Below are 14,219 nucleotides of genomic sequence, written 5' to 3' on the forward strand. Positions count from 1 at the left end.
GACACGACCCGACACGCCCCGACGCCATGCAAGCCACCGCCCTGATCGCCGAAGACGAACCCCTGCTGGCCGCCCATCTGCAAGCCGAATTGCAGCGCCTTTGGCCCGAACTGCGCGTGCTGGCGACAGTGGGCGACGGGGCGTCGGCGCTACGCGAGTGCCTGGCTCTCGCCCCGGATGTGGTGTTTCTCGACATCCGCATGCCGGGCATGAACGGGCTGGACGCCGCGCAGGCGCTGGTGGAGGACTGGCCCGATAGCCACGCCCACGGCGCGCCGCCGCTCATCGTGTTCGTCACGGCTTACGACGAATACGCGGTGCGCGCGTTCGAGCGCGCCGCGCTCGACTACGTGCTCAAGCCGGTGCAGCCGGAACGGCTTGCGCAAACCTGCGAGCGGCTTCGCGCTGCGCTCGCCAGACGCAGCGCAGCGCCGGACAAGCTCGAACCGCTCGTCGCCCAGTTGCGCGGCCTGCTGGGCATCGAGCGCGAGTCGGCGGAGCCCGGCATCGAACCGCTGCGCATGATCCAGGCGAGCGCGGGCAACACCATCACGATGATTCCCGTCGACGAGGTGCTGTTTTTCGAATCCGCCGACAAATATGTGCGTGTCGTCACGGCGGATCGCGAGCACCTGATTCGCCTCTCGCTGCGCGATCTGCTGCAACGGCTCGACGCGCAGACGTTCTGGCAGATCCATCGCGGCACGATTGTGCGTGCGGACGCCATCGCCAGCGCCTCGCGCGACGAGGCCGGCAAGCTCACGCTGCGACTGCGCGGCCACGAAGCGCGGCTGGTGGTGAGCCGGCTTTATGCGGATCGATTCAAGGGCATGTGAGATCGGCGGCCACGGCGCGCAACTACTGGTAAGACCTGGTAATAACTTACCCCTCAAGAACTGCGCAATCGCGACCGTTATCCGGTTTAGGGGTATTTATCGCGCACGCCAGGCGCGCCGCATCATTACAAAGGGAAGGATTCCATGCAGATTCAGCCGACCAGCGCGGCCACGGTCGCCACCACCACGTACACCGGCACGACCAGCAGCAACAACGGCACGGCGGCATCCAGCACGGCATCGACCGCCAGCACCAGCACGGATAGCAGCACGACGTCCGCCAGCGGCGCATCGTCGAGTTCGTCGACGGGTTCGAGTTCGGGCACGTCGAGCACCACGAGCACGTCCAGCGCGAAAAAATCCGGTGGTGGCGGAGGCGGAGGCGGCGGGGGTTCGTCGTCATCGAGCGATGCGACCACGGCCGCCATCGACAAGCTCAAGGCGCTGATCAAATCGCTCGAAGCCCAGCTGGCGCAGGTGCAGAATTCGGGCGGCTCGACGCAGGCTGCGTCGTCCGCTTCTTCTTCGTCGTCGCAATCGGGCACGCAAGGCACAACCGACACAACCGCGGCCACCGCAAAATCGGGTGCGTCGGCGCAACAGAACGCGAAGCTTTCGCAGGCGAGCCAGATCGAATCCGCGCTGCAAACCGCGCAGGCCGAACTGGTGCAGTTGATGCTGGCCAGCGGTCAAACCACCGGCCTGCTGTCGACGACGGCCTGAGGTTCAGCGCCCCGCGCCGCGCACGCCCACGTAGACCGAATAGACCGATGAGGTCGCGGTAATAAACAGCCGGTTGCGGTTCAAACCGCCGAACGTGAGGTTCGACACCACTTCCGGCAGCAGGATCTTGCCGAGCAGTTCGCCCTGCGGCGAGTAGCAATGCACGCCGTCTTCGGCGCTGGTCCAGACATTGCCGTATTCGTCCACGCGAAAGCCGTCCGGCACGCCGCTCGACATCGAGATAAACACGCGGCTGTTGCATAGCACGCCACCCTCGACGTCGAACACGCGGATATGGCGCGGGCCGCCCTCCACGTGCGAGGCACCCGAATCGGCGATATAGAGCCGCGACTCGTCCGGCGAAAACGCCAGCCCATTCGGCTTGACGAAGTCGTCGGCAACGCGCCGCGCTTCGCGTTCGCCGTGCGAGAGCGCGTAGACGTGGCAGCCGCCGATTTCGCCATCGGCGCGAAAGCCTTCGTAGTCGCTCATGATCCCGTAGTCGGGATCGGTGAACCAGATCGTGCCCTGCGAATCGACGACCAGATCGTTCGGCGAATTGAAGCGCCGGCCTTCGAAATGCGACACCAGCACCGTCACACTGCCATCGTGCTCCGTGCGCGAAATGCAGCGCCGGCCGTGTTCGCAGCTCACCAGCCGGCCTTCGTTGTCGCGCGTGTTGCCGTTGCTGAAGTTCGCGTTGCCGCGAAACACGCCTGCGCCCAAGCCAGGCACCCAGCGCATCATGCGGTTGTTCGGAATGTCGCTCCACACCAGCATGTCCGCCGCCGGAAAATACGCCGGCCCCTCGGTCCAGAGGCAATCGCCGGCGATCTTTTCCAGCGGCGCGTTCGCCTGAATCAGCGAGCGAAAGCGCGCGTCGTGCACTTCATAGTCGTTCTGCTTCATGCGCGTTTCTTTTCCGCCCAGGGCAGCTCGTCTTCCACGTAGACCTTGACGATCGCATGAAACGACGCGTCCCCCGAAAAGCCCAGCTTCTTCGCGCGCGTGACGTTCCAGCTCGACGGCCAGCTGCTGACGATGCGCTCGATCACCTCGTCGGGCACCCACTCCACGCGCCCCACGGCTTTCGAGCCGCCGAACTTGCTCAGCTCTTCGATCATTTCGTCCACGGTCGTCGACACGCCCGGCAGATTGACGATGCGCCGCGTGCCCAGCGTTTCCCCTTCGATCTCGCTGGCCGTCACGAGGCACTGCACCGCCTTGCGCGGCGACAGCAGCCAGATGCTGGTCGAGCCGCTCACGGGACACACGGCAGTCTCGCCGTTGAGCGCCTCGCGCACGATGCCGCTCGCAAACGACGACGCCGCGCCGCTCGGACGCCCCGGCCGCACCGCGACGGTCGGCAGGCGCAGCACGCGCCCATCGACAAAACCGCGCCGCGAATAATCGCCGATCAGCAGTTCGGCCATCGCCTTCTGCACGCCATACGACGACTGCGGATCGAGCGCGGTATCGTCCTGCACTTCCTCGGGCAGCGCGCCGCCGTACACCGCCACCGAACTGGTGAACACGAGACGCGGACGATGCGCGCGCGCCCGACAGACTTCGAGCAGCGCGCGCGTGCCGTCCAGATTGATATGCAGGCCCAGATCGAACTCGGCTTCTGCCTCGGCGCTCAGGATGGCGGCCAGATGGAAGATCACGGCGGTATCCGTGTCGATCAGGCGTTCCAGCACCGCGCGATCCGCTACATCGCCCGTTTCGACGCGCACGCGCGCATCGTCAGGCACGGGCGACGCCGCGGGCGTGGTGTCGAGCAGGATCAGTTCCGTGATCGGCTCGGGCGTGCCGCCGTTCTGCAATGTCTTGCGCAACGCGCCGCGCGCGAGCAGATCGCGCGCGAGACGTTGCCCCAGAAACCCCGCACCACCGGTAATCAGCACTTTCATGTTCGATTGCTCCGTTCATGCTTGTGGGAACTGCGACGACTGAAGCGGACCTGCGCGCGGCACGATGCCGTCGGCTTTTAGCCGCGCGCGGGCAGATAAGGCCGGATCCAGCCGAGACCCGCCGACGCCGTCGTGCGCGGACGGTATTCGCAGCCGATCCAGCCGGTATAGCCGAGCGCGTCGATGCGCTCGAACAGCCAGGGATAGTTGAGTTCGCCACGATCGGGTTCGTTGCGACCGGGCACGCCCGCGATCTGGATATGACCGATGCCGGGCATATCGCGTTCGAGCTTCACACTCAAATCGCCTTCGACAATCTGGCAGTGATAGCAGTCGAACTGCACCTGGAGATTGGGCGCGCCGATCTCCTTGCAGATGGCGTGCGCGTCATCCTGGCGGTTGAGCAGGTAGCCCGGCATGTCGCGCGGGTTGATCGGCTCGATCAGGATCGTGACGCCTTCGGCCTGAGCGGCCTGCGCTGCGAAGGCGAGGTTCTTGAGATAGGTTTCGCGCTGCGCCGCGCGTGTTTCCGGCGACGCGACGATTCCCGCCATGACGTGCAGCTTGCGGTTGCCGAGCACGCGCGCGTAAGCGAGCGCCTGATCGATGCTGCGGCGGAATTCGTCTTCGCGTCCCGGCAGGGAAGCGATGCCGCGCTCGCCGTTGGTCCAGTCGCCCGGCAGCACGTTGAACAGCACCTGCGTGAGCCCGGCTGCGTCGAGCCGCGCCTTCAGTTCCTCGGGCGCGTACTCATAGGGAAACAGATACTCGACTGCCTCGAAACCGTCACGCGCCGCCGCCGCGAAACGGTCTGGAAAAGCGTGCTCGGTGTACATCATGGACAGATTGGCGGCAAAACGAGGCATCGAAAACTCCGGAGGCGCAAAATTGGCAGTCGATCATTCTAAAAGCGATTCTAAAAGCGCCCTCAGACACAAGCATCCGCGATAACCCTGAGACCGGTAACACGCCTGCGTTGCTCGGCGCTCCGCGCGCTCGCCCTACAAGAAGCTGCGCCACGCCTTACATGGCATGTAATATGGAGCCTCTCGCGCGTGCGCCGCGCATCCAGCCCATTCGTACGCGCTCGTACGTCTTCATACCTGCTTCAACTGCCTCTGCCGGTGATCTCCCTTTCCCGACTTTCGTTAGCCCTCTCCGCACTGCTCCTCGCCAGTTTCGCGGCGACCACCAGTCTCGCCGCCACGACGCGTGCGCATCACACCGCGCCTCACGCGCATATGGTGGCGAAAAAGAAAAAGCTCACGCGCAAATCGCGTTCGGTGCATCACGCCGCGCCCGCTGTCGCCGTCAGCAAGCTGCCGGATGTGAAACCGCGGGCGAAGGGTACGAAGCGCACCAGGTCGCGCGCCATGCCGCCGTCGCGCGTTTCCCTCGGGACCCAGGCCGTGCCGACTGCCGCGACCGCCGCACCCGCCAACGCGCCGCGGCTGCTCGCGCGCTGCGGCTTCACGATGGCCTCGCGCACGCGGCTCTTTTCGCGCAACATCTATATCGTCGACGAGCAGACGCACACGCAGCTCTACGCGCGCAACGCCGATCACGTCGTGCCCATCGCCTCGGTTTCCAAGCTGATGACCGCCGTGGTCTGGCTCGACCAGCGCCACGCGCCGCTCGCGCAACGCATCGGCGTGACCAGCGCCGATCTGGACACGCTCAAGTTCACCAGTTCGCGCCTCACGGTGGGTTCGAGCCTCACGCGCGCCGACATGCTGCATATCGCGCTGATGTCGTCCGAGAACCGCGCGGCGGCGGCGCTCTCGCGCGACTATCCGGGCGGCCGTCCGGCCTTCGTCGCCGCGATGAACGCGAAGGCGCGCGGCCTTGGCATGCCGCACACCCACTTCGTCAACGCAACCGGCCTCTCGCCGCACAATGTCTCCACGGCGCGCGAACTGGCGAGTCTGGTGCGCGCGGCCAACGGTTATCCGCTGATCCGCCGTTATTCGACCGACAACGAGCAACAGGTGCCGACCGGCCACGGCGAGCTTCAATATGTGAGCAGCAATCGTCTGGTGCGGTATGGCCGCGTGCAGGCGAGCGTGCAGAAGACCGGCTTCATCAACGAATCGGGGCACAACATGGTGATGCGCGTGATGGTGCATGGCCGCCGCCCCGTGATCGTGACGATGCTCGATAGCGCGAGCGCCGAAGGCTCACGCCTGGACGGCGAACGGATTTCGCACTGGCTCAATTGCTCGCTGCGCTAACCGTGTAAGACCCGATGCGCTGCCGCTTCGAAAACCGTCACAGCGGCAGCGCATGCGTCGACAGAATCTCCTTGAGCACCATAAACGACCGAACCTGCCGCACGCCCGGCAGATACAGCAATTGCTCCGCATGCAGCCGGTTGAAGCTTTCGCTGTCGCGCGTGCGCACCAGCATGAAGTAATCGAATTCGCCCGTCACCACGTGACACTCCATACAGCCTGAGACCTTGCGCGCCGCCTTCTCGAATTCGGCGAAGGCCTCGGGCGTGGAACGATCGAGCACGAAGCCGATCACCACCACCATCCCCGCGCCCAGCGCTTTCGGATCGAGCAGCGCCACCACGCTGCGAATCAGGCCCATCTCCTTGAGCCGCTCCACCCGCCGCAGGCAGGCCGGCGCGCTCAGCTTCACCTTGCTCGCAAGACTCACGTTCGAGATCGACGCATCCGTTTGCAATTGCCGCAGGATCGCGCGATCGATGCGGTCCAGCACCGGCGCGGCGGGCGTGGCGTCGGCGGTTTTGCGGGCTAATTTCATTGCGCGATTCTCCATCCATACGAACGAAAAGTGTGTCGATTGAACGCTTCACGCCTTCAAAGTAAGTAATCGATATTTATTTCGCAAGCTCATTTTTCGCGTGCGTTCCTATCATCCTTTTATCGCGACGGAACACCCCATCATCGATAAACCAAGGAGCGACGCATGAACCTCGACCGATTTCCCCGTTATCCGCTCACCTTCGGCCCCAGCCCGATCCAGCCGCTCAAGCGTTTGTCCGCGCATCTCGGCGGTAAGGTCGAGCTCTATGCGAAACGCGAGGACTGCAATAGCGGCCTGGCCTTCGGTGGCAACAAGACGCGCAAGCTCGAATACCTGATTCCCGAGGCGCTCGAACAGGGTTGCGACACGCTGGTTTCGATTGGCGGCATCCAGTCGAACCAGACGCGCCAGGTGGCCGCGGTCGCCGCGCATCTCGGGCTCAAATGCGTGCTCGTACAGGAGAACTGGGTCAACTATCACGATGCGGTGTACGACCGCGTCGGCAATATCGAAATGTCGCGCATCATGGGCGCTGACGTGCGGCTTGCGCCGGACGGTTTCGACATCGGCATCCGGCCCAGTTGGGAAGACGCGCTCGAAAGCGTGCGCCGTGCGGGCGGCAAGCCGTTCCCGATTCCGGCGGGTTGCTCGGAACATCCGCTCGGCGGGCTGGGCTTCGTGCGCTTCGCCGAGGAAGTACGCGAGCAGGAAGCGCAGATGGGCATCCGCTTCGACTACATCGTCGTCTGCTCGGTGACGGGGAGCACGCAGGCCGGCATGGTGGTGGGCTTCGCAAAGGATGGGCGCGCCGATCGCGTGATCGGCATCGACGCATCGGCCAAACCGGCGCAGACGCGCGACCAGATCGCCCGCATCGCGCGTCATACGGCGGAGATCGTCGATCTCGGCAAGCCGATCCGCGACGAGGACATCGTGCTCGATACGCGCTATGGCGGCCCGGAATATGGCCTGCCGAACGACGGGACGCTGGAGGCGATCCGGCTATGCGCGCGGCTCGAAGGGATGCTGACCGATCCGGTCTACGAAGGCAAATCGATGCAGGGAATGATCGACAAGGTGCGTCTGGGCGAGTTTCCGGAAGGCTCGAAGGTGCTCTATGCGCATCTGGGCGGCGTGCCCGCGCTCAATGCGTATAGCTTCCTGTTCCGCGACGGTTGAGCATCATGCGCGCCGCCTTCGATATCGACTCCTCGCGCGCATCGTGGCTGCGCGCGCCCTGCTCGCTGACCCAGGTGTGCGCCGTGATCGATCACACGACGCCGCCGGAAATCGTCAAGGCGCTGTGCGAGCGCTTTGGCACCGCGCCGCAGTTCAGTGTGCTCGAACTGCACGATGCGGCGCAATTGCATGCCGAATGGCTGGCTTCGTTTTCGATGTTGAATGCGGACGCGACCCGCGCGCCATCCGATGTCGATCGCCTGCTTGCGCCCTTGCCGCCAGCTTGTGTGCTCGCGCTGTGCAGCCAGCAAGTGGACAAGCTCGACTGGCTCGGCTCGGTGACCGGCAGGGTGTGCAGACTGATTGTGCTCGACGTGGAGAAACAAAAAGAAGCGGCACTTGAAGCCATTGGCGCGGTGTGGATGGAAACGCTTAACACCCAGTTTGGCGGGGAGCGTTGAGCACGCCGATCACAGGAACGTGGAACACGAAATCACCAAAACCGAAGTGTTGCTCCAGGTGAATGCGCTGTCTGGCGGTACCGCCCGAACAGCGCATTTTTGCCTTTTACATCGCAAATAATACCGCCCACACCAATTGATTGATTTCAAAACCGGTATTTCCGACATTACTGACCACTGGCGATGCTGCATTGTTGATTCATTATGAATGAAACTCCCCCATTCCGACTCACTCAATAACTCGCCCAAAACCAGATCCACTCAACCCTACCCTTCATTATGTTGACAATGCAGATTCTTAAAATCTAGAATTCTGCGGCGACTTAACCCGGCAAGCCGGCCGCAAACCTGGCAACGGCAGTTTCAGCATGAATGTTCAGCAGTTCATGCTTGAACTGGACGAAGAAACGTTCAAAACACATCCACTGGCATATCTCGACGGCGGTCTGGCAGATCTTGGGCCGATCGATATGAGCAGAATCGCAATGCAGCCCAACATTCAGGAATGGGGCGATTCGCGAACCTGGGGACAAGCGGTCGACAGTGGCGTAGGAGTGGCGAAAACAAGAGCAACAGAAGCAGGAGAAGCCGTCGGTAAAGGCATTGATGTCGTGAGCTATACCCTGCAGCGCTTACTTTCCTTCAAGTTCAACTGAAGTCACAAACTGATATGCGGTGGAAATTAATCTGTGGCGCGTTGCTAGTTGCAGCGGCTGTAACTTACGGATACGAGAAAATGTCGACTGGCTGGGAAACGATTTCAACAAACTTCATGAAAGGCGATAAGCCTTACGGCGGTGGGAATTTCATCATTCGCGGCGATAAAGCTATAAGCCTGAAGGTCGCAGGCCCCGTCATCACGTTTAAACCCGCAAGCGAGTCAAGCAATCCCGATGTGGCTGAGCCAACGGAAGACTGGATGAGCGACGCGAATCAACGCATGAATCGCTGGACGGTCAGCGTCTTGCGAGGTTCCATTAACGGTAATCTGGTGCGCTTGTTTTCCCAACCAGGACAGGATGGCGTGTGGTGGCACTCGCCTGATTGGAGCACGTTATACGTTAGCACTGGATGGATGGACTATTTGTCGCCTATTCCATCCGATGGCCTTACACCACAGGTCACCAGACTTTGGCGTTCTAGCGATGGCGGCAACACCTGGGTACAACTGAACTGGCCGGAGAACCACAATATAGGTCACCTCCTCTTCCTCGATGCAACGCGTAGTTACGCAATTGGTTGGGGGCCGCATGTGTGGCGAACAACCGACGGCGGTTCATCATGGCATGAGATTCCAACGCCCCCTCTTGCAAGCCTGACAAAACCACGCGCAACATTCGACGGCGTAGACCTCGCCAGGGACGGAACGCTACGAGTAGCCTATTACGTCGATGAACTGCACGAAACCAAGTCCTCTAGCGTCGTCTACCGACTTCGCTGGAGTGATCAGCAGTTCGAACCGGAAACTGTATTGTCCGGGCAGACGGTAGTGGACATGAAGTCGGTGCCGAAAAATGCGGGCGAGGACACGATTTATGCTCTGGCCAGTCCGGGACCACATTCAGACACAATGAGCCGTGGTGGCATTATCTCTATGTGGACCAGTACTCAACCGGCCCCAGTCCGTCAGCTTCATGAGTTTGCAGCGCCTCTGAGCATGAGTGGTCTGGCCGTTGGCGTTCGAGGCGTACTGATTGCCTATGCAACGGATAGCAGCGGCAGTGGCGCGCCACATGATTTCAGCCTCTACAGTACCGATGCGGGAAAGTCGTGGACGCAGTCGGACGATGGACTTATGCTGGGGGGCTACTTCGACGCCGATACGAGTACAGAATATGGATTGTCCGCTTATACGCTGAAAAAGCGCCAGTTCTAACCAGTAAAGACACGGTCATACGGACATGCCACGCTACCTCATACTCAACGGCGACAAAACCACCGCCAACGGCACCGTCATCGCCGCCGCAACGACGATCCAGTTCACCGGCCGCGATGTCGCTCATGAAGGCGACGAAGTGCAATGCCCCGCCTGCAACAGCACGGGCAAAATCCAGTGCGATGGACCGCGTCAGATCATGACCGCGCCCGATGGCCGTCATGCCGCCTTGAGCGACGATCTTTGCATCTGCAAGTGCAATCCGCCGCCAAAGCTGGTCGCTTCGCAGCAATCGATGTCCGTCGATGCCTGATCGACGTTAGCGGTTTGCGATATCGCGCGCGCAAAAAAACGCGCGATATCGCTGTCGGCTTACTCGTTCGACCCCGCGTAATTCACCACCTCGACCCAGTTCGCGCCCTTGCCCACCGGATACTGTCCGCTTTCATGCAACGCGCCCGTCTTCGCATCGATGCGATAGACGCTCATCGTCGGCGACAACTGCCCGACTGCGAACAGGAAACGCCCCGAAGGATCGATATTGAAACCGCGCGGCTGCTTCTGCGTTGCGTAGGTGCCGATGCGCTCAAGCTTGCCGGTGGTCTCGCTCACGCGATACGCCGCCAGCGTGCTCGACGTGCGCTCCGACGCATACAGAAAGCGTCCGTCCGGCGTCAGATGCAGATCTGCGCCCCAAGGTTTATCGCCGTGAAAATCGGGCGGCAGGATCGAAATTGTCTGGATCGGCTTGACCGTGTCGCGCGTGCGATCGAACGCGAGCACATGCAGCTTGCCGTCGAGTTCGTCGATCAGATAAACGAAGCGCCCGTCCGCCGAGAAAACAAAATGGCGCGGACCCGACTTCTCGGGTAGCGCATAGGCGGGCGCGGCGTCCTCGGTCAACTGCCCCGTCGCGGCGTCGAAACGCAGGCGCAGCCACGCATCCGAACCCAGCACCGAAGCGAACGCATAGCGGTTATCCGCCGACACGCGGATCGCATGCGCCATCGGTCCCGTCTTGATGGTCTGCTGCACCTCGCCCGCCACGCCATCCACGCCGATGCGGTTCACCGCCAGTTGGTTGCCGCCGTACGAAGCCGACAGCAGATAACGGCCGGTCGCGTCGGTCGAGAGATAAGCCATGCTTTCGGCCAGCGGCGCGCGGCCCAGTTCGCCCAGACGACCATCGAGCGGATTGACGGCAAAGCTCACCACGCGATACGGCTGCGAACGCAGGCCCGCATAGAGCCGCCGATGATCGGGCGAGAACGTCATCGGCATGACGGTGCCGCCCACGGGCACGGTTTCGACTGCCGCTAGCGCGCCGCTAGCCTCGTCCATGCGGAACACCGAAATATCCTGGCTATCCGCGTTCGACACGTAGACGTACGTCGCCCCCTGCGCCGACTGGGCGCAAAGCGCTGCACCTGCGAGTCCGATCATCGCCCCCACCATCCCCTGCACCACCTTTCTGTTCATGTTTTCCTTTTTTGCGCACGCAGCGTGTGCCCTGAGCGGAGACCAATCCGCCATGTTGTCGAACAACTTTTGCGACGATCCCATAGCCACGCGCTTTCGACAAATCCACGTTTACCCTGAAAACTGGCAAAAATAAGTGTTCTACGGTTGATCCCGATCCGATCGGCGCGCTACGATTGCCTCTGACAAGTTGAAAAGACGTATTACAACTAAGGCAGCACAGAGACAGGGAAGCCTCGCTTCCCGCGCACCGAAGGGTCCAACACCATGCCGTTGAGCCGTACCGCCAGCCCCGCCGCCGCAGACGCCGCCGAAGCCTTAACGCGCACCAAAGTCCGCTACGTCATCCTCGCGCTGATATTCATCATTACGACGCTCAACTACGCGGACCGCGCAACGCTTTCGGTGACTGGCTCGGCCATGCGCGCCGAATTCGGCTTCGACGCCATCCGCATGGGCTATATCTTCTCGGCGTTCAGCTGGGCGTATGTGCTCTCGCAACTGCCGGCAGGCTGGATTCTCGACCGCTTCGGCGCACGCCGCGTCTACGCGGCCAGCATCTTTCTCTGGTCGCTGTTCACGCTGCTGCAAAGCGCGATTGGCGTGCTTGGCAGCGCGGCGGCCGCCGTTACTGCGCTCTTTGCGCTGCGCTTCGTGATGGGCGCGGCGGAGGCGCCGGCCTTTCCCGCCAACGCCAAGGTCGTCGCCAGCTGGTTCCCGACGAAGGAGCGCGGCACGGCATCGGCGATTTTCAATTCGGCGCAGTACTTCGCGGCGGTGGTGTTCACGCCGCTGATGGCGTGGGTTACGCATGCCTATGGCTGGCATCACGTGTATCTGATGATGGGCGTTGGCGGCCTCGTGCTCGCCGTCGTCTGGCTCAAGGTGATGAAGAACCCGGCCACGCATCCGCATATCAATCGCCAGGAACTCGACTACATCGAGCAAGGCGGCGGCCTCGTCAACGGCCATCAGCGCAAGTCACGTTCGGAACAGGCGCAGAGCAGCAACGGCTGGCAGTTGATGCGCCAGTTGCTCACCAACCGCATGCTGCTGGGGGTTTATCTTGCGCAGTACTGCATCAACGTCATCACGTATTTCTTCCTGACGTGGTTCCCGATCTACCTCGTGCAGGCGCGCGGCATGACGATCCTGCAGGCGGGCCTGGTGGCGTCGCTGCCGGCGGTCTGCGGCTTTCTCGGCGGGGTGCTGGGCGGCGTGCTGTCCGATGCGCTGATTCGCGGCGGCGCCTCGCTCACCGTGGCGCGCAAGGGGCCGATCGTGGGCGGCATGGCGCTGTCTGCGTGCATCGTCGGCTGCAATTACGTGCACAGTGACTGGCTAGTGGTCGCGCTGATGTCGCTGGCGTTTTTTGGCAAGGGCCTGGGCGCGCTCGGCTGGGCCGTAGTCGCCGATACCGCGCCGAAGGAAGCGATTGGCCTCTCCGGCTCGATCTTCAATATGTTCGGCAATGTGGCCGGTATCGTCACGCCGATCGTGATCGGCTATCTGGTGGCGAAGACCGGCTCGTTCGACAGCGCGCTTGCGTTCGTGGGTGTGAACGCCGCGGTTACGGTGTTTAGCTATCTCGTGATCGTGAAGGAGATCAAGCGGGTGGAACTGGCTTGAGGCGGGTCAGGCGCGGCGCGCTTTTGCAACGCGCGCGCCTGATGCGTCAAAAGCTATGCCGGATGCCCGCCATGATGCCCAGTTGCCCCAGGCCCGGCGCGGGCGTCGTACCTCCACCGCCCTGGCTGACCGTATAGGCCGCCTTAGCGCTGTTCCACAGATACGCGCCTTGCAGATACACCGCGCTGCGTTTGGAAAGCAGATACGTACTGCGCAGCGCGGCGATCGTGCCACGCGCATCGTCATGCGCGTTGACGATGCGATAGACGCCGCCATCGACGATAAAAGCCGGCGTGAGCGAATACGAGGCGGTCAGATAGAACTGATCCGAATGTACGTTGGGCGTCGCGGGCGAGACGGTGTCGACGCGCCGTCCCAGCCAGCCGCCGCCCAGCCGCAGCGCGCCGATCTGGCCATAGCCGTTCAGTTGCATGCGCACGTCGGTGTCGCCGGGATTCGTGAATGCGAAAGTCGGCGTGCCATCGTATAGATTCGCGGATGCGCCCGCGCCGCCGCGCTGCTGATCGTATGATGCGGCCACGCCGTAACCATTGCGGTCGTAGCGCAGCATGGCGGACCACTCGCGGCAGGTCTGCGCACTGCCCGGCACCGGCCCCACACACGTGCCCTGCCCCGGCGAATTGCCCGTTCCCGCCGAATCGCGCCCGAACGACCAGGTCGCGCCCAGCGTGAAGCCCGCGTAGCTGCCTTTGTAGACCACGGTGTTGTCGCTGCGCGAACTCGGCAAATACTGATCGAACGAAGCGGTGCCGCCGTAAATGTCGGGGCCGAGCAGATCGGCATCGGCGATGGCCCAGAAGGTCATCGTGTACTGGCGGCCAAACGTAAGCGCGCCATAGGGCGTATCGAAACCGACCCACGCCTGCCGCCCGAACATACGGCCGCCCTGGTTGAGCGTGCCGCTGCGCATATTGAAGCCACTCTCCAGCGCAAAGATGGCCCGCCAGCCGCCGCCGAGTTCTTCGCGTCCCCGCACGCCCCAGCGCGACGGCATTTCGCCGGTGATGCCGGGCATTCGCACCACGGCGTCGCCTACGGCATTGGCATGCGAGACATATTCGATACCCGTATCGACGATACCGTACAGCGTGACGCTGCTCTGCGCGCATGCCGCCGCGCTGGCGCCCAACAGCGCCGCTCCTGCTGCGATCCGAACTTTCATGACGATTCTGGTCTCCTGTACGACAGTATGTTTTGGCATCCTAATTAATGGCGTGCGACGGCCTTCGCCGGCAGCCGCGAATTCACAATCAGACGATGAATCAGACGATAAGAAGCGCCGCGCGCGTGTGCGACTACGCGCGGCAAATGAGACGAACCCGGTTCAAAC

General features: G+C 62.5%; 16 protein-coding genes. 9 read left to right on the top strand and 7 right to left on the bottom strand.

The genetic code is table 11. The features are described 5' to 3' along the window. Positions 1–26: 26 nt before the first annotated feature. The gene (locus tag F3J17_RS15265) at positions 27–836 is read left to right on the top strand and encodes a LytTR family DNA-binding domain-containing protein (protein WP_167059891.1); all 810 of its coding nucleotides are present in this window, start codon (positions 27–29) and stop codon (positions 834–836) included. Positions 837–988: 152 nt separating this feature from the next. Here the strand turns inward: F3J17_RS15265 and F3J17_RS15270 are convergent, their stop codons facing one another. Then, positions 989–1,264 carry a hypothetical protein gene (locus F3J17_RS15270; RefSeq protein ID WP_167059894.1) on the bottom strand — a complete coding sequence of 92 codons (276 nt, stop codon included), beginning with the start codon at positions 1,262–1,264 and terminating at the stop codon, positions 989–991. A gap of 49 nt (positions 1,265–1,313) precedes the next feature. Between F3J17_RS15270 and F3J17_RS15275 the strand changes: the two genes are divergently transcribed. Next, positions 1,314–1,559 (top strand): hypothetical protein, encoded by a 246-nt coding sequence (locus F3J17_RS15275; protein ID WP_167059897.1) that lies wholly within the window; start codon positions 1,314–1,316, stop codon positions 1,557–1,559. Between the two features lie 3 nt (positions 1,560–1,562). On the opposite strand, the gene F3J17_RS15280 is transcribed toward F3J17_RS15275, so the two are convergent. From F3J17_RS15280 to otnI, 3 genes are all read right to left on the bottom strand, one after another. Then, the gene (locus F3J17_RS15280) at positions 1,563–2,468 is read right to left on the bottom strand and encodes an SMP-30/gluconolactonase/LRE family protein (RefSeq protein WP_167059900.1); all 906 of its coding nucleotides are present in this window, start codon (positions 2,466–2,468) and stop codon (positions 1,563–1,565) included. Next, positions 2,465–3,472, bottom strand: coding sequence for a D-erythronate dehydrogenase (gene denD, locus F3J17_RS15285; RefSeq protein WP_167059904.1), 1,008 nt, complete (start codon positions 3,470–3,472; stop codon positions 2,465–2,467). The genes F3J17_RS15280 and denD overlap by 4 nt, the downstream gene beginning before the upstream one ends. Positions 3,473–3,549: 77 nt before the next feature. After that, the gene (gene otnI, locus F3J17_RS15290; RefSeq protein ID WP_167059907.1) at positions 3,550–4,338 is read right to left on the bottom strand and encodes a 2-oxo-tetronate isomerase; all 789 of its coding nucleotides are present in this window, start codon (positions 4,336–4,338) and stop codon (positions 3,550–3,552) included. A 258-nt stretch (positions 4,339–4,596) separates the two neighbouring features. Here otnI and F3J17_RS15295 point away from each other — a divergent pair, with 258 nt between their 5' ends. Further along, entirely contained in the window at positions 4,597–5,703 is a 1,107-nt protein-coding gene (locus F3J17_RS15295; RefSeq protein WP_345891200.1) for a serine hydrolase, read from the top strand. A 37-nt stretch (positions 5,704–5,740) separates the two neighbouring features. On the opposite strand, the gene F3J17_RS15300 is transcribed toward F3J17_RS15295, so the two are convergent. After that, entirely contained in the window at positions 5,741–6,241 is a 501-nt protein-coding gene (locus F3J17_RS15300; RefSeq protein WP_167059910.1) for an Lrp/AsnC family transcriptional regulator, read from the bottom strand. Between the two features lie 165 nt (positions 6,242–6,406). Here F3J17_RS15300 and F3J17_RS15305 point away from each other — a divergent pair, with 165 nt between their 5' ends. The 5 genes from F3J17_RS15305 to F3J17_RS15325 all read left to right on the top strand — a co-directional run bounded on the left by F3J17_RS15305 (position 6,407) and on the right by F3J17_RS15325 (position 10,073). After that, positions 6,407–7,423, top strand: a complete 1,017-nt coding sequence (locus tag F3J17_RS15305) for a 1-aminocyclopropane-1-carboxylate deaminase (protein WP_167059913.1) — start codon at positions 6,407–6,409, stop codon at positions 7,421–7,423. Between the two features lie 5 nt (positions 7,424–7,428). Then, positions 7,429–7,884, top strand: coding sequence for a hypothetical protein (locus tag F3J17_RS15310; RefSeq protein WP_167059916.1), 456 nt, complete (start codon positions 7,429–7,431; stop codon positions 7,882–7,884). 368 nt (positions 7,885–8,252) lie between these two features. Continuing rightward, positions 8,253–8,540 (top strand): hypothetical protein, encoded by a 288-nt coding sequence (locus F3J17_RS15315; RefSeq protein ID WP_167059919.1) that lies wholly within the window; start codon positions 8,253–8,255, stop codon positions 8,538–8,540. A gap of 80 nt (positions 8,541–8,620) precedes the next feature. Continuing rightward, positions 8,621–9,760, top strand: coding sequence for a glycosyl hydrolase (locus F3J17_RS15320; RefSeq protein WP_167059922.1), 1,140 nt, complete (start codon positions 8,621–8,623; stop codon positions 9,758–9,760). 25 nt (positions 9,761–9,785) lie between these two features. Continuing rightward, entirely contained in the window at positions 9,786–10,073 is a 288-nt protein-coding gene (locus F3J17_RS15325; RefSeq protein ID WP_167059924.1) for a PAAR domain-containing protein, read from the top strand. Between the two features lie 59 nt (positions 10,074–10,132). Here the strand turns inward: F3J17_RS15325 and F3J17_RS15330 are convergent, their stop codons facing one another. Then, positions 10,133–11,215 carry a beta-propeller fold lactonase family protein gene (locus F3J17_RS15330; protein WP_240161005.1) on the bottom strand — a complete coding sequence of 361 codons (1,083 nt, stop codon included), beginning with the start codon at positions 11,213–11,215 and terminating at the stop codon, positions 10,133–10,135. A gap of 291 nt (positions 11,216–11,506) precedes the next feature. On the opposite strand from F3J17_RS15330, the gene F3J17_RS15335 reads away from it, so the two are divergent. After that, positions 11,507–12,868 carry an MFS transporter gene (locus F3J17_RS15335; protein ID WP_167059928.1) on the top strand — a complete coding sequence of 454 codons (1,362 nt, stop codon included), beginning with the start codon at positions 11,507–11,509 and terminating at the stop codon, positions 12,866–12,868. A 46-nt stretch (positions 12,869–12,914) separates the two neighbouring features. On the opposite strand, the gene F3J17_RS15340 is transcribed toward F3J17_RS15335, so the two are convergent. Beyond that, a complete protein-coding gene (locus F3J17_RS15340) occupies positions 12,915–14,051 on the bottom strand; it encodes a porin (protein WP_167059930.1) in 1,137 nt (378 codons plus the stop codon). Positions 14,052–14,219: the final 168 nt, after the last annotated feature.

This window comes from Burkholderia sp. Ax-1719 (assembly GCF_011753055.1).
Lineage (GTDB): Bacteria > Pseudomonadota > Gammaproteobacteria > Burkholderiales > Burkholderiaceae > Paraburkholderia.